The organism is Nonomuraea muscovyensis, assembly GCF_014207745.1.
In the GTDB taxonomy this organism is placed as follows: Bacteria; Actinomycetota; Actinomycetes; order Streptosporangiales; family Streptosporangiaceae; genus Nonomuraea; species Nonomuraea muscovyensis.
In genome coordinates this window covers 178821-202558 of the sequence record NZ_JACHJB010000002.1, presented here as the reverse complement: position 1 = coordinate 202558, position 23738 = coordinate 178821, and the positions used below count along the sequence as shown (strand labels likewise).

The window sequence follows — 23738 nt, the reverse complement described above, 5'->3', positions numbered from 1 at the left end:
GCGGGCGGGCATGGCACGCACATCGCGGGTGGAGTACGGCTTCTTCTCGCCCTCACGTTCGCCAGTAGCCCAGGAGACGCGCCATGAACCGGAAGGGGATGGCCTGCCCCTTGGTCTGGTCAACGGTGCCGACCACGTGCAGGTCGAGCTCCGGACAGTGGAAGAGCCACGTCCCGGTGGCTCCCGAGTGGCCGACGAGCGTGACGGGACGGCGCCCCGGCGCCATGAGCCGACCGACCTTGAAGAACATGGTGCCCAGTCCGTACCGCAGGATGGGGATGTTGCGCAGCCGGTTACGCCGCTCGGTGAGCAGTTCGAGTGAGCGGGCGTCACTGAAGAGTTCGCCGCCAAGCAGCGCCCGCTGAAAGGTGAGGAGATCGCCGGTGGTGCTGAACAGGTCGTTACTGGACTCGATCATCGAGGTCAGCTCCACGCGGCGCTGTCTCGCGTAGAGCGGTGAGGGCGCCGCGGTCGCCGGATCCGGCGGGCGATGTCCCGGGAGCCAGGTGTGCGTCAGGCCGAGCGGACCGAGGATCCGTTCGGTCAGCAGATCGGCGAACGACCGATCGGTCACCGTCTCCACGATGCGGATGAGCAGTTGGAAGCCGGTGTCGGAGTAGCGGGCCTTCTGCCGGGCGGCGGTGAGGTCCTGCGGCTCGAAGTGCGGGCGCTGCTGCTCACGCGTGGTCCGCATCGTGTCCTCGAAGGTCCAGGCCAGATCCTGACCGGCGGCGAGGCGCTCGAACCCGCCGGGGCCTTCACGACGCTTCTCGAAGTGGTCGGGCAGACCGGACGTGTGACTCGCGAGGTGGCGCACCGTGATGGCGGACGTCCGGTCGATCCCCCCGAGGACATGGAGTCCAGTGATCACCTCCGCCGGCAGATAGCTGTTGATCGGCGCGGCCAGTTCGAGCTCGCCGCGCTCGTGCGCCTGCAGCACCAGCGTGATGATGAAACGCTTGGTGATGCTCGCGATGAAGAACGGGGTGTCGGGACGCAGTGGGTGATCGTCGGCTCCGGCAGGGCCGGAGGCGGCGGACCAGCGCAGTTTCCCGTCGCCACTTGTGACGGCGAGGTTGGCGTGGTGTATGCCGCGTTTCGCGACGAGATTTTCCAGCAGGCCCGTCAGCCGCGCGTCGACGACGTCGGAAGCGTGATTGTCGTGAGCAGGGATCGTGGCGAGCGGCGATGTCACGTGAGTGCTCCTTGTCTGTGTTCCCTCGATACGACCCGTCGCCGCGCCGTGCACCGGCCGAGGCAGTCAACCGGCATGTGTGACAGCCGTCGGGACCATGAGCATCGGCCCTCAGCCTGTGTTGTCGTGAGACGTCGGCGGGTTCTCCGGTGTCGAGGGACGGGCGAGGGGTCAGACGTCCATGTATCTACTAGACATATCTATGAGAGTCAATGGTCTAGACTCGACCGATGGCCCATGTGATCCTCGGTCTGCTCCTGATCGCCCCGCAGAGCTTCTACGACCTCATCAAAGGATTCGAGGCTGGCGTCGCACTCTTCTACAGCGCCAGCTCCGGCAGCATCAAACGCGCGCTGGACACCCTGCTCGCGCGGGGGCTCATCGAGGTCGCCAGCATCGAAGCCGGAGGCCGGGGGCGGAAGGTGTACCGCCTGACCGACGCCGGTCGTGAGGAGTTCCGCGCGTGGATGACAGGGGAACTGGCCGGGCCCGATCTGGAGACCGCGGCGCTGTCCAGGCTCTACTTCCTCGGCCTGCTGGAGCCGGTCGAGCGCGCGCCGGTGCTCCGCCGCATCACGGCGCGCATCGAGACCGACCTCGCCGCGCTCGCGGCCCTCGACAGGCACCTCGATACCGTGGACATCCCCGACGAGCACCGCGACCTCGCCACCTTTCAGCGCGCGACGCTCGACTACGGCATCGCCTCACACCGCTTCGCGCTCGACTGGTTCCGCGATCACATCGACCGGCACGAGACGCCGAACCACTGACACCGCACCGGCCCCCACCCGTCGCCACGCCTGCGTACTGATCGACACCACGACGCCGCGCCGGCCGTCCGCCCTCACACCCGTCCTGGTCTCGTACCCGTGGTCGTCACCGCCGTGCTGCCGGTGGACGCCACCGCACGACAACGGACGCGACCCGATCCCGAACCAATACCGGGCGCCCGGCCAGAACACCTCGTGCCCCTGAGGTCCGGACCGTCCCCTTCATCATCGCCATGCAGTCCCGCGCCACCGCCGAGGCGCTCGGCTCGAACAACCGGGGCGCCGGATGCCCGGCCGGCGGGTCTCTGACGCATCGACGTCCTACCTGGCATCACCCCTCCGGAGACGGGGTGAACCGGTTGACGTACCAGGCGGCGATCTGGGCGCGTGAAGTGAATCCGAGCTTGTCCAGGATGTGCTTCACATGGCCCTCGGCCGTGCGCTGGGAGATGACCAGTCGGGCCGCGATGTCCCTGTTGCGCATGCCTTCAGCGACGAGAGCGGCCACCTGGACTTCCCGCGGGGTCAGCACCGGCTGCGACAGCGCGGGCGCCGGTGCGGCGAGGGGCGCCGACCCGGGCTCGGGTGGCTCCTGCAAGGCATAACCGATGGCCTCGTTGAAGTCCAGGCTCGCGCCCTCGTCGACAGCCTTGCGGTAATCCTTCTCGCCGAGACGGGCGCGTAGCAACGACTCTGTGGCACGGTGGGCGTCGTCGTAAGGGCGAAAGCCTGCCAGCGACACCTCAAGCAGGCGTCGCATCATGTCGGCGGCGCCGATCAGGCGCGCGGCGGGCACGTCGCGCCCCTGCGCGGCGGCGACCCAGGCAAGCGTCTCCACGAACCACGCCGGGCTGTAGCGGTAGCCTGCCGACCGTTCGAGACGCAGGCTGGACCGGAACAAGGAGGCGGCCTGGGTCAGGTCTCCGGCGGCCCAGCACCCGATGCCCGCAGCCCACGTCGCCAGCGCGATCTCGCCGGGCGAGCCCGCCGCTTCGGCGATCTCGCGGCAGCGCGCCACCCAGGACCCGGCGCGAGGATCGCCGGCGAAGATCGCGGACAGGGCCAGGTAGAACGCCGGGAGGAACGCATCACGCAGGACCCCGTCCTCAGTGATCTCGCCCGTGTTGTGCTCGTACCAGTCCAGGGCCCGTTCGAGCAGGCCGACCGCGTCCTGGTAATCACCCTCCATCAGAGTCAGCCGTCCGGACAGAAACCTCGTTATCGCCTTCGGCCCCTGGCGATCGCAGCCGTCGGCCAGCAGCCGGCACTCCTCGAGCAGCGGCCGCGCGGTGTCGATCCTGCCCTGCATGAGAGCGAAGAACGTGCCCACGGTCAGCACGCTGAAGCGTTCCTGCCCGGTTATCTGCCGGCATTGGAGTAGCCGGTCGATCCAATGGCGGGCTTCGGATGGACCGCCGAAGAAGCTCCAGTACCCCTCCAGCGACGTGAAGATCCGTATCGCCTCCTCGGTGCGGAGGTCCTCACCCAGGCAGTGATCCAGCGCGGCCCGCAGGTTGGGCATCTCGGGGACGACCGTGGTGAAGCACTCCACCTGGTTCGAGCCGAACCAGCCGGCCCTGTTGCGTTCGGCCAGGCCCTGGTAGTACTCGGCGTGCCGGCGTTGTGTCGCCGGTGTCGCCTCGCTCTTGTTCAGCCGGTCCTGACCGTACTGTCGCAGGGTCTCCAGGATCCGGTAGCGGGGGCGGGTGCCGCAGGTCTCCCTGGTCACGATCGACTTCTCGGTCAGCGCGGCCAGCAGAGGCAAGACGTCCTCGCGCGTGAGCGGCGCGGCCGAGCAGACCTCCTCCGCCGCTGGCAGGTCGAAGCCGCCGGCGAACACCGACAGGCGTTCCCACATGATCTGTTCCTGGGCAGAGCACAGTTCGAAGCTCCACTCGACCGCCGCGCGCAGCGTCTGGTGGCGCGGCAGGGCGGTGCGGTAGCCCCGTGTCAGGAAGTGCAGGCGGTGGCCGAGCCTGTTGATGATCTGATCCAGCGACAGGACTCGCAACCACACCGCTGCAAGCTCGATCGCCAGCGGAATGCCGTCGAGCAGACGGCACAACCGCGCCGCCGCCACAGGCTGCGAGGTGATATCGACCTCCGGCGCGATGTTCTTCGCGCGCTCCGCCAGCAGCGCCAGGGCGTCGTAACGCAGGACGTCGCTCCTGGTGACCTGGTCGTCAGGGCCGGGGAAGGACAGCGGCGGCACGATGAAGGGCGTCTCGTCCGGCACTCCCAGCGCCTCGCGGCTGGTGGCCAGCAGGCGCACCTTGGGTGCCGCACTGAGCAGGGTGGAGGCCAGCAGAGCGCAGGCGTCCACCAGATGTTCGCAGTTGTCCAGCACCAGGAGCATCTGCTTGGTCCGCAGGTAGTCGATCATGCTCTCGGTCGACGGCTGGGGCATCTCCTCCTGCAGCCCCAGGGCCTCCGCGACGGCCACCGCGAGCAACTGCTCGTCCTGCAGAGAGGCCAGCTCGACCAGCCACACCCCGTCGGGGAAGTCCCGCTGCACGTGGGCTGCCACATGAGTCGCCAGGCGCGTCTTGCCCACGCCGGCCGGGCCCGTCAGGGTCAGCAACCGGGTGGTGGACAGGAGGCTCTTGATCGCGCCGATCTCACGCTTGCGACCGATGATCTCGCCTGTCTCGGCAGGCAGGTTAGGAGTGAGCTGCTCGGCTACCAATCGACCCATGAAGGCGACTATGTGCCCTTGGCGTCCCCGGCCATAACCGGCACACGGTCGAGGTGTGGCATAGGTATCACCATGGAACGGCCGGATCTCCTCCAGCTCCGCTGGACCCGTTCGACGTGGAAGGCCGTCCGCTGCTCTCCACGAAAACGCCCTGTGGTGGCCGCACTGGAGGCTCCTCCGTCAGCGGAAGCGAGCACCGCCGCGTGCCTGCCCGGTGACATGCCCAGGATTCTGGTCATGAGGCCGGGGCACCCTGTAGCCGTCGTCACGGCGACGCACCCGCCGCCATCCGGATGGCTGGTGATCAAGCGCTTGCTGTCGGAGGCGAAGGAGAGGCCGGTCACGACGACGTTGTCGATGGTGGACCTGATCTGCTCACCGGTCCGGACGTTCCAGACTGTGAGCGACGATGCGGCCCGTCGCCCGCTCGCCCACCACCGTGGAGGACCTGGCGGCGTTGGAGACCGACGTGCCGGCCGGGTTGAAGATCCTTCCCGCCGAACCAGCACGCTCGGCCGGTCAGACCGAGATCAGATCCACCGGAGATCAGCCACTCCCATCCGAGCAGCACACACAATCGAGGCTAGCCTGTCATGAGTTGGGCCAGGCGGTCCCAAGCTGGGGATGAGGCTCCGGGCTGGGACTGCGCGGCCAACCGGGCGATGGCCGGGTTGTGGACGGGGCGGGTCTCGGAGCGGCTGGGGTGATGGGTGAACCAGTTCCGGGTACGGTCCGCGAGTCCGAGGAGGCGGGGATCGTCCGGCGACCAGTCGTAAGCGGCGTCATGGTCAAGGTAGAGGGCGCGGAACTCGGGATCGGTCATGAACTCGCGTTTCTCGGCGATCCACAGGGAGGCGTCCTCGGGTGAGGCTGTCTGCATGAGGATCCAGCCGTCACGTTCCACCTGGATCGCGCGCTCGCTGACGCCGAGGTCGCGCAGGTCGTCGAGATGGTCGGCGACCTCGAGGGAGACGAAGAGCCGGTCGCCGCCGCGCAGTTGGGCGAGCTGGTCGCGGGTTCGGCTCAGCTGCGCGATGCGGTCCTCAAGGTCGTGATCGATCTCGGCGATGGCCGCCGAGAGCGTCACCGGGTCGGCGTCGAGAAGGTCCCTGATGCGGGCCAGCGGCACGCCCGCATCGGCCAGGGTCCTGATCTTGACGAGGGTGATGGCGTCTTCGGCGGTGTAACGCCGGTAGCCGGAGGAGTCGCGGTCGGGTTCGGTGAGCAGTCCGCGCTCGTGATAGTGGCGGATGGCCTTGATGGTCACTCCGGCGTAGTCCGCGAGCCGGCCGATCGTGAGCATGCTGGACATCCTTCCACCTCGGCGTGGAGCGGTCAGGCCCGGCGGGTCAGGCGGCCGCCGCCGTTGCGGAAGCGCGCCTGGCCGTCACGGACGTCGTGGAAGGAGACGAGCAGCAGCCGCAGGTATCCGTCGAACGTCTCCAGCGGGTAGCCGGCGGGCGCGAAGAGGCCCGGCCGGATCGGCACATAGCGCTGCGGCGGGGCGGAGGTCATGCCGCCGGCGAACTCGGTGAAGATGCGCTCCTGCGATTCGTCCGCCGGTTCGTAGGTCGTCCGCTCCTCGAGCTGGCCGTCGACGACGCTGACGTCGATGCGGAGCTGGTGGGAACGGTAGGTGCCCACGTAGGGGGCGAGGTCGACGTCCTGCTCCATTTCGGTGACCAGCCTGGGGATCTGGACGCCGAGGTGCTCGCTCAGGAGCCACTGCAGGATCTGGTCCTGCAGCATGATCGCCCCGGGGTTGTTGCCGTAGGCGGCGAAGACCAGGTCGTGCTCGGGGAGCACGCACAGGAGCGAGACCCCGCCGGGCGAGGCGCCCGACATGGCCAGCACGGTCGTGTCGCCGAACGGGTACAGCACCCAGCCCAGGCCGATCGGTGGGGTGTTGGGGCTCTCCATGTCGTAGGAGACCTGCTGCATCAGGGCGGTCGACTCGGCCGACAGGACGCGCGTGCCGGAAGGGGACACACCTCCCGCGAGGTGGGTGCGCCCGAAGGCGAGCAGGTCGGCGATGGTGCCGATCGGCGTGCCGCCGGCCGGGCCCCAGGTGTCGGGGAGCGTGAACAGGTTCGTGGACTTGGGCGCCATGGTCTCGGGGTCCAGGAAGTGGCCGACCGCCGTGCTGCGCAGGATGGCCTGCTCGGCGGAGGTGCCGGAGTCCGGCATACCGACCGGGGCGTAGATCTCGCGCGCCAGCAGGTCGTGGAAGGGCAGGCCGGTCACCACCTCCAGCAGGCGGCCCGCGACGATCATGCCGCCGTTGGAGTAGCTGAGCTGCTCGCCGGGCTCGAACAGGGTGCCGCAGTTGCTCGCCAGGCCCTTGACGTAGGCCACCAGGGCGTCGCGGCCCTTGTCGTCGGGGAAGTACAGGTCCGCGTCGATGCCGTTGGTGTGCCCGATCAGGTGCCGGACCAGGATCTTGTCCGCGGCGCCCGGCACGACCAGCGCGAAGTCGGGAAGGTACTTCACGACCGGCGAGTCGAGGTCCAGCAGCCCGCGGTCGACCTGCTGGAGGACCAGGGTGGTGGTCAGGACCTTGGTGACGGAACCGAAGAGGAATCCGGTGTCGTGCCGCATCGGGGCGCTGGTGGCGACGTTCGAGGTCCCGTGGGCAACGATGATCTGCTCGCCGGCGTGGTGGACGCCGACGACGAACCCGGGGACGTTGTTGGACTCGCAGTAGGCGGCGGCCTGCTCACGGATCTGTACTTCGACGGTGTGCAGTGCGTTGTCGTTCATGCAGAGCATCCTCGAACCTTGACCTTGGGGCAAGGTCAAGGCGGGAGACGGAATATCGGTGAGCTTGTCTGCCCGTGGCAGAACGGGCGCCCTGGAACCGCTGCGTACCGAGTCGCCCCCGACGATGATCAGGTACTGCTCGTGCGGGACGGCTCGTGACCCTGTGGTCCACCGGCCGGCGTCGGAAGTCAGCGAGCGCGGCGACGCTGGGCGGGGTATCCGGCCTTGCCAGATCGACCTGACATCGCGTGAGCTCCTGCGCGGAGCATTCAGCGTCGTCGTCGGTCGCGGCGCCGGAGCAGGCCGACGGCCTCGTGGACGGGGTGGTGGACCTCGGCAAGGCCGTCCTGGACATCGCCTGACGGGCCCCGCGCTCGGCGTCACCTGACGGCAGGCGCCACGGCACCCTCGCCGGACGTCCGGCGAGGGTGCCACGCGACCGCTCAATGACGGCGCGCGCGGCTACGTCTCGTCGAGGACCCGGAGCCGGCGCCTCGCGGGCTTCGTGGATACGGCTCGGGCTCGCGGAGCGCAAAAGGCAAGTAGCGCGTGATAGACATAGCGTCCCCCAGTGATGATTCATGATGTGTCGGTCGATGCGCACCGGCATCATCGTGGCCTTTCACCGGTCTCCAACCAGGAGCACTCCCCGGGGCTTCCGCAAAATGTGCGGCTTTGAGGGCATTTCGACGTGGGTTGGCCGTGGGTGGACGTGGTCTGGACATCCCGGGAGGCTGTGGGGCCGCAGGGCACCGGGATTTCACCGGGACCATGACCCCTGATGAACGGCGACCGACTCGCCACCGTCCCCGCCCCGTCCACCGGCGATCCGGGCCCAGCGCAGACTTTGCCCGGGACGGCCCGCCGCGTGGCACTACTGAGCGTGCCTGAGGGATGATCAGTCAGGCAGGGCCCCTGACAGGCGCGATCCCGTGCCCGTCATGCGGCCCTCCCAGGCCCGGGCCGCGAACTCGGTCCGGTTGCGTACGCCGAGTCTGGCCCGGATGCCGGACACGTGTCCCTTGACCGTGCTCAGCGAGATGAACAGTCCGTCCGGGGCGGCAGCCCTCTCCAGGGGGCGACAGTCCGAAGCCCCGGGCCGCGGGGCCCGGGGCGATGGCGCGGATTCACCCGGCCGACCCGGCGGGAGCGGCAGAGGTCAGGGCTGACGCCGTGCGCTACAGGGCCGACGCATTCACCAGGCCCGGGTACGACCGACCCACACGTTACGAGCGCGGAAATAGGTGTTGCCGCTCGGGCCCACCTGCTGGTCCCAGTCGCTGTCGCCGGGCTCGCCGGAGGCGTAGGAGCCCATCTGCAGATTGATGATGAGCCGCTGCGGGACGCCCGCCCAGCCGACCCCCCGATGGGTCGCCTTCCAGACCCCGTCGAAGTAGTAGTCGAGCATGACGTCGTCGCCGTCCTTGTACATCCAGACGCGGTACTTGTGCCAGGCGTCGGGGTTCTCGACCTCGACCGGCTCACGCTCGACGACCTCACCGCCGTCGGCGTCCTTGTTCCAGGTGTTGAACAGGTTCGTGGAATTCCCCACGTACTCCAGGATGTCGGTCTCCGGCGGCCAGGCCGGCCAGGTGCCGGTGGTCCAGAAGGCCGGCCAGATGCCCCGGCCGGTCTGGGTGCGGAACTCACCCTCGATGTCGTACTCGGGGAACTGGTCGTTGACGAGGATCTGCTCCTTGGCGTGGACGGCGCCGGAGCGGTACCACAGCGGAGCGTTCGGCGCGTGCGGGCTGTTTCCGTCCGGCGCGGCCAGCCGGGTCGCCGTGAGGGTCAGCACGCCCTGGCTGACGGAGACCTGGCTGGAGTGCATCCTGGCGGCGCCGTTGTGGGTGTCGGAGTTGCCGTCCCAGGGATAGAGATAGTTCCATTCCTGGTTGAAGGCCGAGAGGCTGTCGAAGGAGGACTTGTCGATGATGTTCTCCCACGTGGCTCCGGCGCGACGGGCGCGGTCGGCCGGTGGGGCGGCGTGCGCCGCGGTGGGGACGAGCGAAAGCCCTAACGACAGACCGCCGACAGCCGCGGCCGAGGCCAGCAGCTGACGCCGGTTGATTCCCTGTTCGGACATGTTCGTTCCTTTCCTCGATCCCTGAGCCTGAGCTGCGGCAGCCGGTGCGCTGGCGTGTGCCGGTTTGCCACCATTGGTCCTCGTTCGGGGGAATGATCATGGTTGGGCGGGATCAGTATGACACCGGCCCCGGGAGGATCGCAGGCAAGATCGTCAACTCTGCGCTCGGGTGCACCGCGTGATCCCCGGCGAGCTCAGGCGGGCCGCCCGAAGGCAGGACTGACGGTTCTGACGTGATCCGTGAGGGTGCAGGGGCAGGACGGGCCGCGGCTCCACCTCGGCGCCCGGGGGGATCAGGCGTTCCGGACTGGTCTCGGCGCATGCGGGCGGTCACCGGGCCCCGAGCCGGTGCCCCTCCCCAGCGGGCCTGGGACCGAGGGCCGGAAAGAAGTCCGCTCCTCCTGTCACATTCGCGTGCCGCCCGGTGTCGAGGCAGTGACGGACCCGAAGCACCCCGCCGGAGCAGTCTCGCCGCCGGCGAACACCTGATGAGGAGCATCCCTGATGTCCACCGCCTACATCGTCGTCACCCTCCTGGCCGCCGCCTGGGTCGGTTTCTCGGCCTGGTCCGTCTTCGCCCGCGCCACGTGGGTCGTGGAGCCGCTGGCGGAGTACAGGGTGCCCCGCTCGTGGTGGCCCTGGCTCGGCACGGCCAAGGCCGCCGGGGCGCTGGGCATGGTGGCCGGCCTGTTCGTGCCGGTCATCGGGGTCCTCGCCGGGATCGGTCTGGTGCTGTACTTCGCGGGCGCGGTCGTCACCGTGCTCCGGGCCCGCGCGTACGGGCACCTCCCGTTCCCGCTGCTGTACATGGCTCCGGTCGTCGCCGCCATGGCGCTGGGGTTCGCGGCCTGAGCAGGTTCCCGGTTGCCCGACAATGGAGATCTTGCTAGCGTTCGCGATTGCGTGAGAGACACGTGATCGCCGGATGTAAGGAGGCTGATGAATATGGCTGCCAGCAGCCCTCTTCAGCGTGCCTTTCTCCGGCCCGCGCGACGCTAGAGCGCGGTCCGGTCGTTACCTACGACCAGGAGTTCTCTCATGTCCTCATCCTTCTCGGCGACCGATTCCGAGCTGACCACCGACCGCCTCCTCCTGCGGACGTGGTCGGCCGACGAAGCCACCGCCGTCCTCGGCGACGCTCGGTCCGCGCAGTGGGCCGACGACTTCCCCGCCGAAGGCGACCGCTTCATCGCCGGCTTCATCGCCGAACACCCCGGCAACACGCTGGGCGCGTTCGGCCAGCGTCTGATCATCGAACGCACGACCGGCCTGGTGGTCGGCTCGATCGGCCTGTTCTGGCCGCCCAGTGACGGCGTCCTCGACATCGGATACGGCGTCGTGGACTCCCGCCGCGGCCGTGGCTACGCGACCGAGGCCACTCGCGCGATGGTCGCTTTCGCACTTTCGGCACCGGAGGTCCACACCGTGTCCGCCGGCGCCGAACTGACCAATCCCGCGTCCGTCCGCGTGCTGGAGAAGTGCGGCTTCCAGCGCGTGACCGTGGAGGACGGGATAGCGCGGTTCCACATCCAGCTCTGATCGACAGCCGCCGGCTGTCACGGCGCCGGCCTGCTACGCCAGCAGGCCGGCGCCTTTCTCGTCGTCCCCCCATGCCGGCCGGTCACACAGGGACGCCAGCTCGTAGAAAATTCCATTGACTACCAAAGTTCCATGCACTGTATTATTCGAGCCATGCAGGAGTCGCGGCGCGACCGCAAGAAGCGACTGACCAGGCAGCGAATCGTCACAGCGGCCATGAAGCTGTTCGTCGAGCAGGGGTACGAGCAGACCACGGTGGCGCAGATCGCCGTGGCGGCGGACGTCGATCCCAAGACGTTCTTCAACTACTTCCGCAGCAAGGACGAGGTGGTCTTCGCCGACACGGAGCACATCTTCGACCTGCTGCTCGGGTTGCTCGCGAAACGGCGGCCGCGGGAGGGCCCGGGCGAACTCCTGGCGAGGGCGGTCCAGGAGTACGCCGCCCGCCGCCGGCCCGCCGTGCCCCCCAAGGAGCCCGAGGAGCTGTCGGCGGCGACCCGCCTGATGCTGACGACCCCGGCGCTTCAGGCCAAGGGGCTGTACCTGATGGTGGATCTGCAGCGGCGGATCGCCGGCGAGCTGCTGAAGGCGTTCCCCGAGCTGGATCCGATCACCGCTGCGGCGATGACCGGCTCCCTGATCGGCGCCGTCCAGCAGGCGAGCCTGGCGAGCGTCGAGCTCGGCCGGTCGCAGGACGAGCTCTGGGAGGCCGCCCGGCGCGGCCTCGACGTCGCCGTGCACGGCCTGCTCTCGGTGCGGCCCGACACCAGCGGTCGGTGACACGCCCTCCCACGGCCGCGGGGCTCGGCCCGACGCGACCGGCGTCCGCTCATCGGAGGAAGGAACTGCCCATGACCGAAAGCGTGCGGTCGCTCGTCCGCGACGCGCGACGCGCTCTGCGACAGGGTCCCGCGGCGATCGCACGGCGGCGACGCGCCCGGCTGGCCGAGATCGTGGCCCACGCTCGCGCCCGTTCCCCGTATTTCCGCGAGCTGTACCGGGAACTGCCGGAAGACGTCGACGACCCGGCACTGCTCCCGGTCACCGACAAGACGACGCTGATGGCCCACTTCGACGACTGGGTCACCGACCGGGAGGTGACGCTCGACAAGGCCCGGACGTTCGTGGCCGACCCCGCCCTCGTGGGCGAGCGGTTCCAGGGCCGATACCTCGTGGCCACCACGTCCGGCACCAGCGGCCTGCGCGGCATCTTCCTTCAGGACGAGCGGACCGTGGCCGTGGGCACCGCCGTAGGACAACGCATCCGCGCCGGGCTGGGGCTCGGCGACGTCATGCGCCTCCTGCGCGGCGCCGGCCGTACCGCGATCGTGTCCGCACCCGGCGGCCACTTCTCCACCGTCGCCGGAGCGGCGCGGTTCCGCCGGGACCACCCACGGCTCAGCTGGATGCTGCGGGAGTTCTCGATTCACCAGCCGCTGCCCGACCTGGCCGGCGAGCTCAACCGGTACAACCCCAGCTCCCTCACCGGCTTCTCCAGCATGCTCGGGCTGCTGGCCGGCGAGCAGGAGTCAGGCCGCCTGCGCATCCACCCAGGGTTGATCATCGCCGGCGGTGAGGCGCTGACGGCTGAGAACCACGCCAGGATCGCGAGCGCGTTCCGCGCCCAGGTCCGCTCCGCCTACGCCGCCACCGAGTGCGGCTTCCTCGCGTACGGCTGCGCGCACAACTGGCTGCACGTCAACAGCGACTGGGCCGTGCTGGAACCGGTCGACGCCGCCCATCGGCCTGTCAGCCCGGGTCAGCCCTCGCACACGGTCCTGCTGAGCAACCTCGCCAACCGGGTCCAGCCGATCCTACGCTACGACCTGGGCGACAACGTCCTGCTGCGGCCCGACGCCTGCCCGTGCGGCAGCCCCCTGCCGGCCGTCCAGGTGCGGGGCCGCGCGGCGGAGATGCTCGCCTTCCCCGGCGGCCGGAGCGAGCGCGTCGGCATCTCCCCCATGGCCTTCGGCACCCTGCTGGACCGTGTTCCCGGCATCGAGCAGTTCCAGCTCGTCCAGACCACGCCCACCACCCTGCGCGTGCGCCTGAAGCCCGCGACCGGCGCCGACCCCGACCAGGTGTGGCGGAGGGTCCACGACGAGATCACCCACCTCCTGACCGAGCACCGTGCCGGTCACGTGACGGTCGAACGCGCGCAGGAGCCGCCCGAGCGGTCGGCCGGCGGCAAGTTCCGCAGGATCATCCCCCTGGCCACATGAGCGGCCGATCGGGGAGGCCGCCGACTGGCGCTCGCCTTCCCGGGCGCCGAGTGAGGGCGGGAGCTTCGCCCTCTGCACGCGAAGATGGAGGCCGTCGCCCGCGCGCTGAAGGACGGTGACGGTCTCGGGCAGACGACGTTGGTCGCCGTACCGAATCGGCCACGGCCTCCCGCCGTTCGTCAGGCACCACATGCGGGTCCGTCTGATCAACGTTCTTCCTTCAGCCCCGCAGCTGGACTCTCCCCCTGGGGGAGAGTCCAAGCTGTTTCCCTCAAGGTGCTGGACAGCGGACGTTACCGTCGACTCCGCACACGTTGATCGCCCGTTTGGGAGGGAAGCGACCATGACCATCGTGAAGGACATCCAGGCTCGCGGCATGCAACACTGCGAGACGACGGCGCTAGGGGTGCTTCTGCGGCATGAGGGGCTCGATCTGTCCGAGCCCATGCTGTTCGGGCTCGGCTCGGGCCTGTCCTTCGTCTACTGGGACAGCAAGGCCATGCCCTTCCCCTTCCTCGGAGGCCGGGTCAAGCCCTTCGACCTCACCAGGAATCTGGCTGCCAGGCTGGGGCTGACTCTGCGTGTCGAGGAGACCACCTCGCCCGGCAAGGCTTGGCAGAACGTGTCCGCCCCCATCGATGCCGGACGACCTGTCGGCCTCCAGCTTGACTGCTACCACCTGGACTACTTTCGCTCCAAAATCCACTTCGGCGGCCATGTCGTCGCCATGTACGGCTACGACGACCACAACGCCTACCTGGTGGACACCGAGCAGCAGGGAGGAGCGGTGCGAACCGCTCGGACCAGTCTCGCCCTGGCGAGGGCCGAACGCGGCCCGATGACGGCCAGGAACCGATCGTTCACCATCACCTCGCCCGCGCACCCGCCCCGCTGGACGGAGCAGATCATCCCCGCCATCAGGGCATGCGCCGACGCCTTCCTCACCGCTCCCATCGCGAACCTGGGCCATCGCGGCATCGCGAAAGCCGCCGACCGGGTGCCCAAGTGGCTGCTCCGCACGGACGATCCCCAACGGGACCTGCTGCAGGCCGCACTGCTCATGGAGAAGGGAGGCACCGGCGGTTCCCTGTTCCGCGCCCTCTACCGCGACTTCCTCGGGGAGTGCGCCGAGCTGATCGAGGACGGCGACCTCCGCACCGGTCATCGCCTGTACGGCGAGGCCGCCGCGCTGTGGACGGACACGGCCACCTTGATCACGAAGGCCGGGGAGAGCGGCGACGCGGCCTACCTTGAGCAGGCCGGTGCCCTCCTCCACGACCTTTCGCGCATCGAGCGGGAGGCCATGCAGGTGCTGCGCGGATTGCGGCTCTGATCAGCTGGAGTCGGGGCTCGACGCGGCCCGCGCCGTCCACGAGGCGGCCTGAGCGCCGGTAAGGGGGCGGCCGACCGCGGCGGCCGACCGCCCCCACCGGTGCTACTTCCGGCAGCCGGACCAGTTGTGGTGGTGCAACGGGTCACCGGGCACGGGCGGCTGACCACCCCAGGTGATCTTGTACCAGTAGGTGCCGTTGTCGATGTGGGAGAAGGTGGCCATCGTGTGGGAGGGGGCGTCGAAGTACCACGGATCCCCGCACCGGCCGTTGAAGGGGAAGTTGTAGGCGCCGGCTGGCCCGGCGGTCGCGACCACGAAGGCCGCGCTCGTGGCCAGGGCGGCGGTCGCGGCAAGAATCCGCTTGTGGAACATGGTTTCCTTCCTTACCGAGGTGACTCAGAGTGGGCCCGCGTCCAGGTCAGGGGCGGGCGTGGGCGGCATAGCGGCGTAACCGGGCCGCGGCCGTGGTGAGGTCGGCGGCGGCGGTCGCGCAGGCGGCGAGGTGGGCGTTCACCGCCTCGCGCAGCCAGTGCGGCGCCTCACCGCCGCTCTCCAGGCTCGCTCCGATCGCCTGGAGGCGTTCGGCGCAGTCGGCGAGCGCACGGGCATCGGACTGCAGGACCACGGCGTGGGCGGCGATCACCGCGGGGTCGGGTGGCATCGGCTCTCCGGGCTAGGGATGGGTCGGCGGGTCAGGGGATCGGCAGGGGCACGGCGGCGTCCTGGCGGGTCTGGCGGGCGGGGACCGAAAGGCACAGCAATGGGCGGGCGCCGTCGAGGCCCAGCTCGCGGAGCCGGTGGGCCAGAGGGTGAGCCGACCGTGACGCGACGGTCAGCCGTGCCCGGGGCGCGGGATGCAGGCGGCCCCGCCCCCGTGTCCGTACGCAGGAGCGCAGCGTCCCCTCGCCCGCTCCCCGCGCGTAGCCGACCAGGTCGCGGTCGCTCGCGGGCAGGCCGGGACCGAGGAACCCCCGCAGGGTGAGCAGCCGGTCGCCGGGAGCCCCGGCGGCGATGCGTACGGACCTGTCGGTGAGCTCGAACGCGAGGGGCGCCAGGTACGGCTCGTCACCCCACAGCCGCGGCGACACGGCATGGACGCCGGCGGCGTCGACCACCGAACCGGCCAGGAAGCCGCCGGAGCGCCGCCGGTCGGCCCCGCGCAGCAGGTCGGCCCAGACGCCCGGCGACCGGGGCCGCCACGGATCGGGTACGACGATCCCGAGGTGGATCTCCCGGTAGCCGCCCACGCTGGTGCGCCGGTTCCAGGCGGCGTGCAGGGCGACGAGGGCGCGCCCGGCCACCCGCACGGCGGGGCCGAGGCCGGTCCCCGCCAGCACGCGTGCCGCCGCCACCGGATCCGCGGCGAACCAGGCCGTGAGGGCGCCGCCCTCATGGCACCTGATCGGCAGTTCGACCGGCCCGCCCGGCCCGTCCACGGCGTGGGTGGGCACGGTGAGGAACGGGAAGCCGTCAGGATGTGGAGCGCGGTCGAACAGCTGGTACGCCTGCGAGCGCACGACCGGTCCCCGGTACGGCGCGAGCCGCTCGTCGATCTGGTCGCGGGCCCGTGGCAGGTCCTCGGCGATGTTGGCGATGTAGTGGTCGATGCTGTGGCAGAGCGGGAACAGGTGCCTGGAGTCGAAGTAGTCGACCACGTACCAGTGGGGATGCAGGTCGAAGCAACTGCCCGCGCCCTGCCCGTCGAGGGTGGGGACGATGTCGTGCTGGTTGGTGACGCTGGCGACCCAGGTGCGCGGGTCGGCGGGTCGTTTGAAGTCGATGGGTGAGCCGACGGCGACGACATGGGTGACGGTGTGGCGGGCGCAGAAGCCGGAGTCCTGGGCGAGGTTCATGACGGCCGCGCCGCCGGCGCTGTGGCCGATGAGGGCCACCTCGGCGCCCGGGGGCAGGCCGTAGTCGTGGACGGCCCCGGCCAGCGCGCGGCTGTAGGGGCTGCTGTCCAGCACGGCGCTGCTGAAGGCGCCGAGCAGGTCCTGGGGCGAGTCGTGGTCGGGCCGGCCCGCGCGCATGCCGGGCGCCTGGACGACGTGGCGGACGACCCCGTCGGGGCCCCGGACGCTCTGGATGAGCATCCGGCCCGTCGTGCCGACCACGCTGATGTTGCGCAGGAAGCCGAGCAGCGACCCCTCGGGGCTCAGCCGCGCGGATTCGGCGGCGGTCAGGCCGGTCCGGCGCGCGCCGCCCGGGCCGGTGTCGAGGGCGGCGACGGCCCGGTTGCTCATACCGGTGAGCGGGTCGGCGGTGGCGAAGCCCCTGCCCGTCGCGATCAGCCAGGCGGTGTCGTCGTTCAGCGGGTTCTCGTCCAGGAGCGCGCGCAGGGCGAGGACCTCGCCGAACACCGGGGCGAGCTCGCTGAGCGCGCGCACCGCGCCGCGGTCCTTGACCAGGGCGCGCAGCGCGCGGACGGCTTCCAGATCACGGTCGGCGGCGGCCGCCTCGACGAGCCGGACGATCAGGGGATCTCGGGTCAGCTCGGGATGGTCGACGGCGACGGCGGCGATCCGCAGCCGCAGCGAGGTGGCCAGCACGCGGACGGCCAGGCTCTCCTGGCCCGCCAGGGCGCCCAGCCCGGCCGCCGCGGTGCCCAGCCGGCCGCCGGCGGGGGCGTATCCGAGACCCCTGCCGTCGGTGACCGCGCGCAGGAGCGCGTGGAGGGCCCGGCAGCCCGCCGAAGGGGCGTACGGCAGGGCGCCGAGGAGGGCGCCGTCGGTGAGTGCGGCCGTGGTGTGGGATCCCGCCTGCCTGATGACGATCCCGATGTCGACCAGCTCGCGGGCCGCGGCACGCAGCCGCCCGGCGGTCGTTCCGGCCCCACCGCTCACCGGCTCCCCCACCGAGCCGTGCCCCCGGCCGTTCGCCGACGCGCCGGCCGCCCCGCTCACCGGGCCGTCTCCCCGACCGCTCACCGCCGCGCCCGCCGGGTCGCTCCCCCGGGCCTCTCCCGGGTCATGCTGACGAAGCGGGGGCGCGGATCCTCCGGGACGTTGCGGTGCAGCACGTCCGACAGGGTCCTCGTCGTCGCGATGATCCGCATGCCCTCCCGGGAGAAGGTCGCGGCGTTGAAGATCCTCGGGGCCAGCAGGGGGTTGGTCAGCGCCTGGGAGAACGCGTCGATGGCGATGATCTTCGTGAGGAGCGGCGGCAGGATGGCATCGGGAGAGCCGGCTTCCTCGGCGAACAGGCCGACGTACAGGTCGAGGTCGTCGACGCCGCGGTAGAGCTCCCGTAGCGCGCCGGCGACCCGCGGGTCGCCGGAGACCTGCTCGAAGCGCCGCACCCGGGGGAAGCGGCAGTGCTCCCGGTAGCTGTTGTAGGGCGCCAGGCCGAGGACACGCGAGTCGGCGATGCTGGCCGCGTCGACCTCCCTCAGCAGGGGGTCGGTGTTGAACAGGCCGATGCGCCCGGCGCGCTGGCGGGAGGCGTCCTCGAAGAGCCGGCCGAGGCCGGGCTCGGGGATCAGCGCGCCGCCGACCAGGGTCTGCGCCATCGGCAGGTCGTGACCGCCCACCGACAGCCGGGAGGGGATCAGGCTGTGCCAGCGGTAGACGAGGTTGAACTCGACCGAGGCCCAGTTCTCGCGGTGCCAGGTCGCGCGGGCCAGCAACGCCGGCAGCCGCGGATCCAGGGTGAAGCGGAAGTGGTAGGGCGTGATGTGGTTGATGTACTCCTCGACCACCAGCTTGATCAGCAGCACGATGAGGATGTTGCGCGCCGTCTGGAACAGGCGCTCGTCGTCCCAGCGGGGGTGGTGCTCGGCGAGCAGTCGGGCCACCCTGTTGTGTTCGCGCAGGAACAGCACCGTGAGCATGGTGAAGCCGACCTGGATGTTGCCCCGGTCGCTCCCGGTCGCGAACAGGGTGTCGCGCTGCGCGTCGGTGAGCTCGTCGAAGCGGATGACGCTCAGCGGGGCGAACTCCGGTTTGATCTTGCCGTTCTCGCACAGGTGGGGCGGGAACTCCCCGCCGTTGATGACCTGGCTCTTGAGCAGCCCGCCGTCGAACGTGCGCAGCGCGGCCGTCGCCGTCTCGTCGAGGCCGTAGACCTGGTTGAGGTCGATGTGGTGGTTGGAGGTGTTCTTGCGGGGGTCACGTGGGACGTTGGTGTCGCCGCGCAGGAACCCGTCCGTGAACCACTGGGCGAAGTAGGCGAACAGCACCGTCGAGCGCGGACAGGGGATCATGGTCTCGCCGCGGGTGAACAGGGCGGCGGCCCGCTCCGGGGTGGGCCGGCCGTCCTCGGCCACGGTGAGCGGGGGCAGGTGCCTGCCGCTGTAGGTGCGGTCGGTCAGCGAGGCCCACGACGTGTAGTCGGCCATCGTGCTCAGCGGCTCCGGCCGCGGGGGCATCTCGCGGATCGCGTGATCGATCAGCGAGGCGTTGAGGTGACGCCGGACGGACGGGATGGTCTGTAGGAGGTCCCAGAACGGCCTGCCGCTGGTCAGCGCCAGGAACCTGAGCCGGTTGACCGCCCCGTCGGTGGCGATGGACCGCGCCGTCGCCCTGCTCCGTGCCGTCGTGCTGCCCTGTGCCGTCGTCACGCCGCCCGCCCTTCGGGGCCGAGCCCGAGGACGAACCGTTCGGGGAAGATCCCGCCGGAGCGGACGAGTCCGCCTTCCGGCGGCGGCAGCAGTCGTACGCCTGGGCGCAGCAGCAGGCGGCGTACGACCTCGCAGACGACGACCTTGGCAGGGTGCACGCCGAGGCAGGCGTGCTGGCCGTGGCCGAAGAACAACCGGTGGTGATCCGGCCGGTCGGGGCGGAACTCGTCGGGTTCCGGCACCACGTCCGGGTCGAACATGGCCGAGGCCGGCGCGGCGAGCACGAACGTGCCCTCGGGGATCATCGTGGCGCGGGGGGTGCCGGCGGCCAGGACGTGGTCCTGCTCGCACACCCGGGGAAGCAGCTTGAAGAACGGATTGAACCGCAGCGCCTCCCAGACGTGACGGTCGAAGTGGGCGGGATCGGGGTCCGCGGCGGCCGCGACGGCCTGCGCCAGCGCCTCCGGGCGCAGGAGAAGCTGCTCGACCGCCTCGGCCATGGCCCCCGGCCCGCTCTCCACGAACCCGAGGGGCAGGCCGGCCATGTTGATCGCGACCCGCTCGTCACCGAGGCCCAGCCCGGGAGGCAGACTCGTGCGGACGAGCCGGGTGAAGACGTCGTCGGGCAGGTCGAGGCCGGCCCGCAACGCGGACCGGAGGCCGGCGAGCCGGTCGCGCAGGTAGGCCGTCATCTCCGCGCCCGCGCGGACCGACTCCGCCTGGATCGCCGGGTCACCCGTGTAGTTGGCGAAGCCGTCGGTGACGATGGCCCGCGTCCACCGCGACAGGGTCTGCGGGTCGGGGCCGGGAAGGCCGAAGTATTCGGCGCACACGCCCAGGGCGACGTGCCGGAACAGCTCGTGGACCGCTTCGATGCGGCCGTGCGGCTGGGCGGCGTCGAGCGCCTCGTCGGCGATGCGCCCCGCCAGCTCGCGCACGCGGGCGGCGTCGCGCGGGTCGAGCATGACCTGCATCAGGCCCCGCTCCCGCCAGTTCATCGGAGTGGCGTCCCAGCCCAGCATGTACGGCCCGCCGAGCGCGGCGTCGAGGCGCGGGCCGAAGGCACGGACGGAGAAGACCGACTCGCGGGAGAGCACCTCGGTCACGTCGGCGAAGCGGGTCACCACCGTGAAGGCGGGCGTGACGAAGACGGGCCGGCGCTCGCGGAGCTCGGCGAACAGGGCACGCCAGTCGCTGCGCATCCACTCCCGCACGAGCGCGAAGGCGGCCATCGGGTCGCGGGCCAGCGCCTCGTCGTATCTCTCCAGATGGCCGTCCGCCGTCGTCTGATCGACAGCACCCATGCCGTGGTCCACCTTCCGCCGAAGCCGGAACGAACAGAGATCGTCACTTTGTGCAGCCACAATCTAGAGCGTTCACCGATGGCTACCGTACGGAGTCTTTTGATTCCCGTGAGTGACGGCTTCGTCACCGTCAGGTGAGTGCCGGGGGCCGGGGCCAGGGCCGTTCAATGAGGAGCCGCACCCTCGTCACCGATCATGGAGGCCGCGTGAGCTCGTCACCCATCCCGCAGGCGGGCTCGGGCACGGCGGAGACGGTGACGGTGACCACGGGCCGCCGGGCCGCCTACCTGGTCGTCCTCGTGGTGCTCCCCGTGCTGCTCCTGGTCCTCGCCGTGCCCGCCGCATGGGGATGGGGCATCGGCCCGCGCGACGTGGTCATCGCGGTCGCGATGTACCTGGTCAGCATCTTCGGGATCGCCGTCGGCTACCACAGGCTCTTCACCCACCGTTCCTTCAGGTGCCGCCGGCCGCTGCGCGTCGCGCTCATGCTGGCTGGCGGGATGGCGGTCGAGGGTCCCGTCACCCTGTGGACGGCCGAGCATCGCCGGCACCACAAGTACGCCGACCGGGAGGGCGATCCGCACTCGCCGTGGCGCTACGGCGACGACGGCCTGGCCCTGCTGCGCGGCATGGCGCACGCGCACGTGGGCTGGTTCTGCACCGCGCGCCGGCGTTCCAGCCTGCGCCACTGGGTGCCGGACCTGCTCGCGGATCCGGACGTCCGGCGGTTCGACGCCGCCTATCCGGCCGTCGTGGCGCTGTCGTTCGCGCTGCCCGCCGCGGTGGGCGGGCTGTGGTCGATGTCGTGGGCGGGCGCGTGGTCGGCGTTCTTCTGGGGCGGTCTGGTCCGCTACGCCGTGGTGCACCACGTGACGTGGTCGGTGAACTCCATCGCCCACACGTTCGGCGAGCGCCCGTTCCAGACCCGGGACCGCTCGTCAAACGTGTGGTGGGTGGCGATGCTGACGCTGGGCGAGGGCTGGCACAACTGGCATCACGTCGAACCCACCTGCGCCCGGCACGGGGTGCTCAAGGGCCAACTCGACGCGAGCGCCCGGCTGATCCGCTGGTTCGAGCGCGCGGGCTGGGCGTACGGGGTGCACTGGCCGGACCCCGCCCGCCTGGCCGCGCGACTCGCCGCCCGCCGCACCCCGCCCGCCTGACGGCCCCGCCGCACCCCACCCGGCACGGTTCCCCCGCCCGGCAGGGTTCCACCCGCCCGGCACGGTTCCCCCGCCCGGCAGGGTCCGGGGACACGGCTGACGGTCGGCTCCGGGTGTGCCGTCGGGGTCAGTCGCGCGGGAGGGTCAGCTGCCAGGCGTGCGGGACGACCGTCCAGGTGCGGGTGGTGTACGGGCCGCTGAGCTCGCCGTCGGCGTTGACGTGCACCGGCGGGCCGCAGACGCGGATGCGGGAGCCGCGGGCGGTCACGACGTCCGGTCGGCGGGTGTGCCGGCCGAGCCGCAGCATCACGCCGTACCCCAGGCGGCGCAGCGGACCGGTCGCGAAGGACACGACCACGTCGGCGAGCCGGTCGGCGGGGCTGGCGTCGGGTGTGATCGGCGTGCCGCCGCCGATGGTGCGGCCGTTGCCGACGCCCACCATCAGCACCCGGCGGCGGCCGTCCGCGACCACCTCGCCGTCCACCTCCACCCGCAGCGGCACACCCTTGGTGCGCACGCCGGCGATCACGCTGCCGGCCGCGTAGGCGAAGCGGCGCAGGACCGGCTTGAGCGGCTGGGCCGTCTGGGCGGCCTCGACGCCCACTCCGGCGTGCACCGCGTTGACCACGATCCCGCCGTCGTCGTCGCGCAGCAGGTCGAGCGGTCGCGGCTCGCCGGTCGCCGCCACCCGGGCCGCCGCCACCGGGTCGAGCGGCACCCCCAGGGCGCGGGCGAGGTCGTTGCCGGTGCCCAGGGGGACGAGCCCGACCGTCCGGGAGTCGAGCTCCCCCCGCTCGGCCAGCGCCGTCACCAGGCAGTGCAGTGAGCCGTCGCCGCCGAGGACGACCGGGTCACGCCCGGGATGTTCGGCCAGCAGGCCCTTCAGCTCGGCCGGGTCGCCGATCTGGACGTTGACGGTGTCGGCGTGCTCGGCCAGCTCGGCGAGCGCCCGCGACAGCGCCTCGTCGTCCGCGCTCCCCGCGGAGGAGTTCGCGATGGCCACCAGTCGGCGCACGGATGTCTCCTTCTTCTCGCTGGCCGCCGTATACCCCGATCGGTGCCCGTGATTCCCCGCGGGGCGCCTCCCCGCGGTCGGCGCGCGACGCGGCCACGACGTCGGCGAGCCCGGCGTCGGACGTCGTCCGATCGTGGACGCCGTCCTCGGGCGAAGGCGCTCGACCAGGACGAACCGGAGTTTGTCACCGCCGTGTCCTAGTGTCCCGGGCAGTTGATCAAGCCCGAGTGGAAGAGCACACCCTTGACCTCCTCCCCTCCCTGAAGGGAAGGGAGTCCAACCGTCGCCGGTTGGCCTTCCTGCTTCACCACCGGTCGCCGCCGCCCGGTGGGCGGCCTGTTCAGTCGCCGACCGGGCGCACCGCCCTCGTCACCAGCGTGCGCAGCGCGGCCAGGGCCTGGTCGGGGGCGACCCGGTCGGGCGCGAGGAGCCACTGCTGGTGGATGCCGATGCAGGCGCCGACGATCGTGACGGCCAGCGCCTCGGCGGGCAACCCGGGCGGCAGCGGCAGCCGCTCCAGCCACCTCCTGCAGTGCTCGCGCAGCGTGTCGTGGATTTCGAGGTAGCGGCCGTGGATGGGTGAGCCCGGCTCCAGCGCCTCCACCAAGAGCGTGACGAAGAGCCTGGTGGTGGGCAGTGCCACCAGGGCTCGGGCGCCCTCCGCCAGGCGGTCGAACCCCGCCTCCACGTCCTCCGGCTGTTCGGTGAGGCCGAGGCGGATCAGGTGCAGCGAGCGTTCGAGCACGGCCAGCAGCAGCCCCTCCTTGCTGCCGAAGTGCCAGGGGATCGAGCCCCTGCTGATCCCGGACCGGTCCGCCACGTCGGCGAACGTGGTCTGCCGGTATCCCTTCTCGGCGAACAGCTCCGCCGCCGCCACGAGGATCAGCTCACGGCTCTCCTGGCTCGTCTGCTCTCGTCGTGTTGTCACGCCACCTCCCGTTGTGCCAACAACCATATTCTATGCTGATCAGCACAGGAGGTCGGCGCGCTGGTGGGGGCGAACGGGCCCGGAGGCTGCGTCGTACGCCGTGCCGCGGGCGCCGGGAGCGGGACCCGTCCGTGACGAGCGCGGAGCACGCCCTCGCGAGATACTCCGGC

19 protein-coding genes are annotated in these 23738 nt (G+C 70.8%); 7 read left to right on the top strand and 12 right to left on the bottom strand.

All coding sequences use genetic code 11. The features are described from left to right. Nucleotides 1–52: 52 nt before the first annotated feature. Complete coding sequence (locus FHU36_RS17380; protein WP_185085033.1) at nt 53–1195, bottom strand: serine hydrolase domain-containing protein; 1143 nt, start codon at nt 1193–1195, stop codon at nt 53–55. A gap of 230 nt (nt 1196–1425) precedes the next feature. Here FHU36_RS17380 and FHU36_RS17375 point away from each other — a divergent pair, with 230 nt between their 5' ends. Beyond that, entirely contained in the window at nt 1426–1965 is a 540-nt protein-coding gene (locus tag FHU36_RS17375) for a PadR family transcriptional regulator (RefSeq protein WP_185085032.1), read from the top strand. Between the two features lie 331 nt (nt 1966–2296). On the opposite strand, the gene FHU36_RS17370 is transcribed toward FHU36_RS17375, so the two are convergent. From FHU36_RS17370 to FHU36_RS17355, 4 genes are all read right to left on the bottom strand, one after another. Then, nucleotides 2297–4651 carry an ATP-binding protein gene (locus FHU36_RS17370; protein ID WP_185085031.1) on the bottom strand — a complete coding sequence of 785 codons (2355 nt, stop codon included), beginning with the start codon at nt 4649–4651 and terminating at the stop codon, nt 2297–2299. 592 nt (nt 4652–5243) lie between these two features. After that, nucleotides 5244–5972, bottom strand: a complete 729-nt coding sequence (locus tag FHU36_RS17365) for a MerR family transcriptional regulator (protein WP_221496400.1) — start codon at nt 5970–5972, stop codon at nt 5244–5246. Between the two features lie 23 nt (nt 5973–5995). Then, nucleotides 5996–7420, bottom strand: a complete 1425-nt coding sequence (locus tag FHU36_RS17360) for a serine hydrolase domain-containing protein (RefSeq protein WP_221496399.1) — start codon at nt 7418–7420, stop codon at nt 5996–5998. Between the two features lie 1195 nt (nt 7421–8615). Beyond that, nucleotides 8616–9506 (bottom strand): glycoside hydrolase family 16 protein, encoded by an 891-nt coding sequence (locus tag FHU36_RS17355; protein ID WP_185085029.1) that lies wholly within the window; start codon nt 9504–9506, stop codon nt 8616–8618. Nucleotides 9507–10010: 504 nt separating this feature from the next. Between FHU36_RS17355 and FHU36_RS17350 the strand changes: the two genes are divergently transcribed. The 5 genes from FHU36_RS17350 (at nt 10011) to FHU36_RS17330 (ending at nt 14600) form a co-directional block, all read left to right on the top strand. Further along, entirely contained in the window at nt 10011–10358 is a 348-nt protein-coding gene (locus FHU36_RS17350) for a DoxX family protein (protein ID WP_185085028.1), read from the top strand. 186 nt (nt 10359–10544) lie between these two features. Beyond that, nucleotides 10545–11045, top strand: a complete 501-nt coding sequence (locus FHU36_RS17345; RefSeq protein WP_185085027.1) for a GNAT family N-acetyltransferase — start codon at nt 10545–10547, stop codon at nt 11043–11045. 153 nt (nt 11046–11198) lie between these two features. After that, on the top strand, nt 11199–11825 hold the full coding sequence (locus FHU36_RS17340; RefSeq protein ID WP_185085026.1) for a TetR/AcrR family transcriptional regulator: 627 nt from the start codon (nt 11199–11201) through the stop codon (nt 11823–11825). 71 nt (nt 11826–11896) lie between these two features. After that, entirely contained in the window at nt 11897–13267 is a 1371-nt protein-coding gene (locus FHU36_RS17335; protein ID WP_185085025.1) for a phenylacetate--CoA ligase family protein, read from the top strand. 343 nt (nt 13268–13610) lie between these two features. Continuing rightward, nucleotides 13611–14600, top strand: coding sequence for a BtrH N-terminal domain-containing protein (locus FHU36_RS17330; protein WP_185085024.1), 990 nt, complete (start codon nt 13611–13613; stop codon nt 14598–14600). Between the two features lie 102 nt (nt 14601–14702). Here the strand turns inward: FHU36_RS17330 and FHU36_RS17325 are convergent, their stop codons facing one another. The 5 genes from FHU36_RS17325 to FHU36_RS17305 are packed head-to-tail and all read right to left on the bottom strand — an operon-like array spanning nt 14703 to nt 20462. Continuing rightward, entirely contained in the window at nt 14703–14972 is a 270-nt protein-coding gene (locus FHU36_RS17325) for a hypothetical protein (protein ID WP_185085023.1), read from the bottom strand. A 46-nt stretch (nt 14973–15018) separates the two neighbouring features. After that, on the bottom strand, nt 15019–15261 hold the full coding sequence (locus FHU36_RS17320) for a hypothetical protein (RefSeq protein ID WP_185085022.1): 243 nt from the start codon (nt 15259–15261) through the stop codon (nt 15019–15021). A gap of 31 nt (nt 15262–15292) precedes the next feature. Beyond that, the gene (locus FHU36_RS17315; protein ID WP_312891661.1) at nt 15293–17503 is read right to left on the bottom strand and encodes a hypothetical protein; all 2211 of its coding nucleotides are present in this window, start codon (nt 17501–17503) and stop codon (nt 15293–15295) included. Between the two features lie 20 nt (nt 17504–17523). Next, entirely contained in the window at nt 17524–19158 is a 1635-nt protein-coding gene (locus FHU36_RS17310; protein WP_185085021.1) for a peroxidase family protein, read from the bottom strand. Then, nucleotides 19155–20462, bottom strand: a complete 1308-nt coding sequence (locus FHU36_RS17305) for a cytochrome P450 (protein ID WP_185085020.1) — start codon at nt 20460–20462, stop codon at nt 19155–19157. Before FHU36_RS17305 ends, FHU36_RS17310 begins: the two co-directional genes overlap by 4 nt. A 206-nt stretch (nt 20463–20668) precedes the next feature. On the opposite strand from FHU36_RS17305, the gene FHU36_RS17300 reads away from it, so the two are divergent. Next, nucleotides 20669–21625 carry an acyl-CoA desaturase gene (locus tag FHU36_RS17300; protein ID WP_312891659.1) on the top strand — a complete coding sequence of 319 codons (957 nt, stop codon included), beginning with the start codon at nt 20669–20671 and terminating at the stop codon, nt 21623–21625. Nucleotides 21626–21752: 127 nt separating this feature from the next. On the opposite strand, the gene FHU36_RS17295 is transcribed toward FHU36_RS17300, so the two are convergent. Both FHU36_RS17295 and FHU36_RS17290 read right to left on the bottom strand, forming a co-directional pair. Continuing rightward, entirely contained in the window at nt 21753–22640 is an 888-nt protein-coding gene (locus tag FHU36_RS17295) for a diacylglycerol/lipid kinase family protein (RefSeq protein ID WP_185085018.1), read from the bottom strand. Between the two features lie 340 nt (nt 22641–22980). Continuing rightward, nucleotides 22981–23568 carry a TetR/AcrR family transcriptional regulator gene (locus tag FHU36_RS17290; protein ID WP_185085017.1) on the bottom strand — a complete coding sequence of 196 codons (588 nt, stop codon included), beginning with the start codon at nt 23566–23568 and terminating at the stop codon, nt 22981–22983. Nucleotides 23569–23738 lie beyond the last annotated feature (170 nt).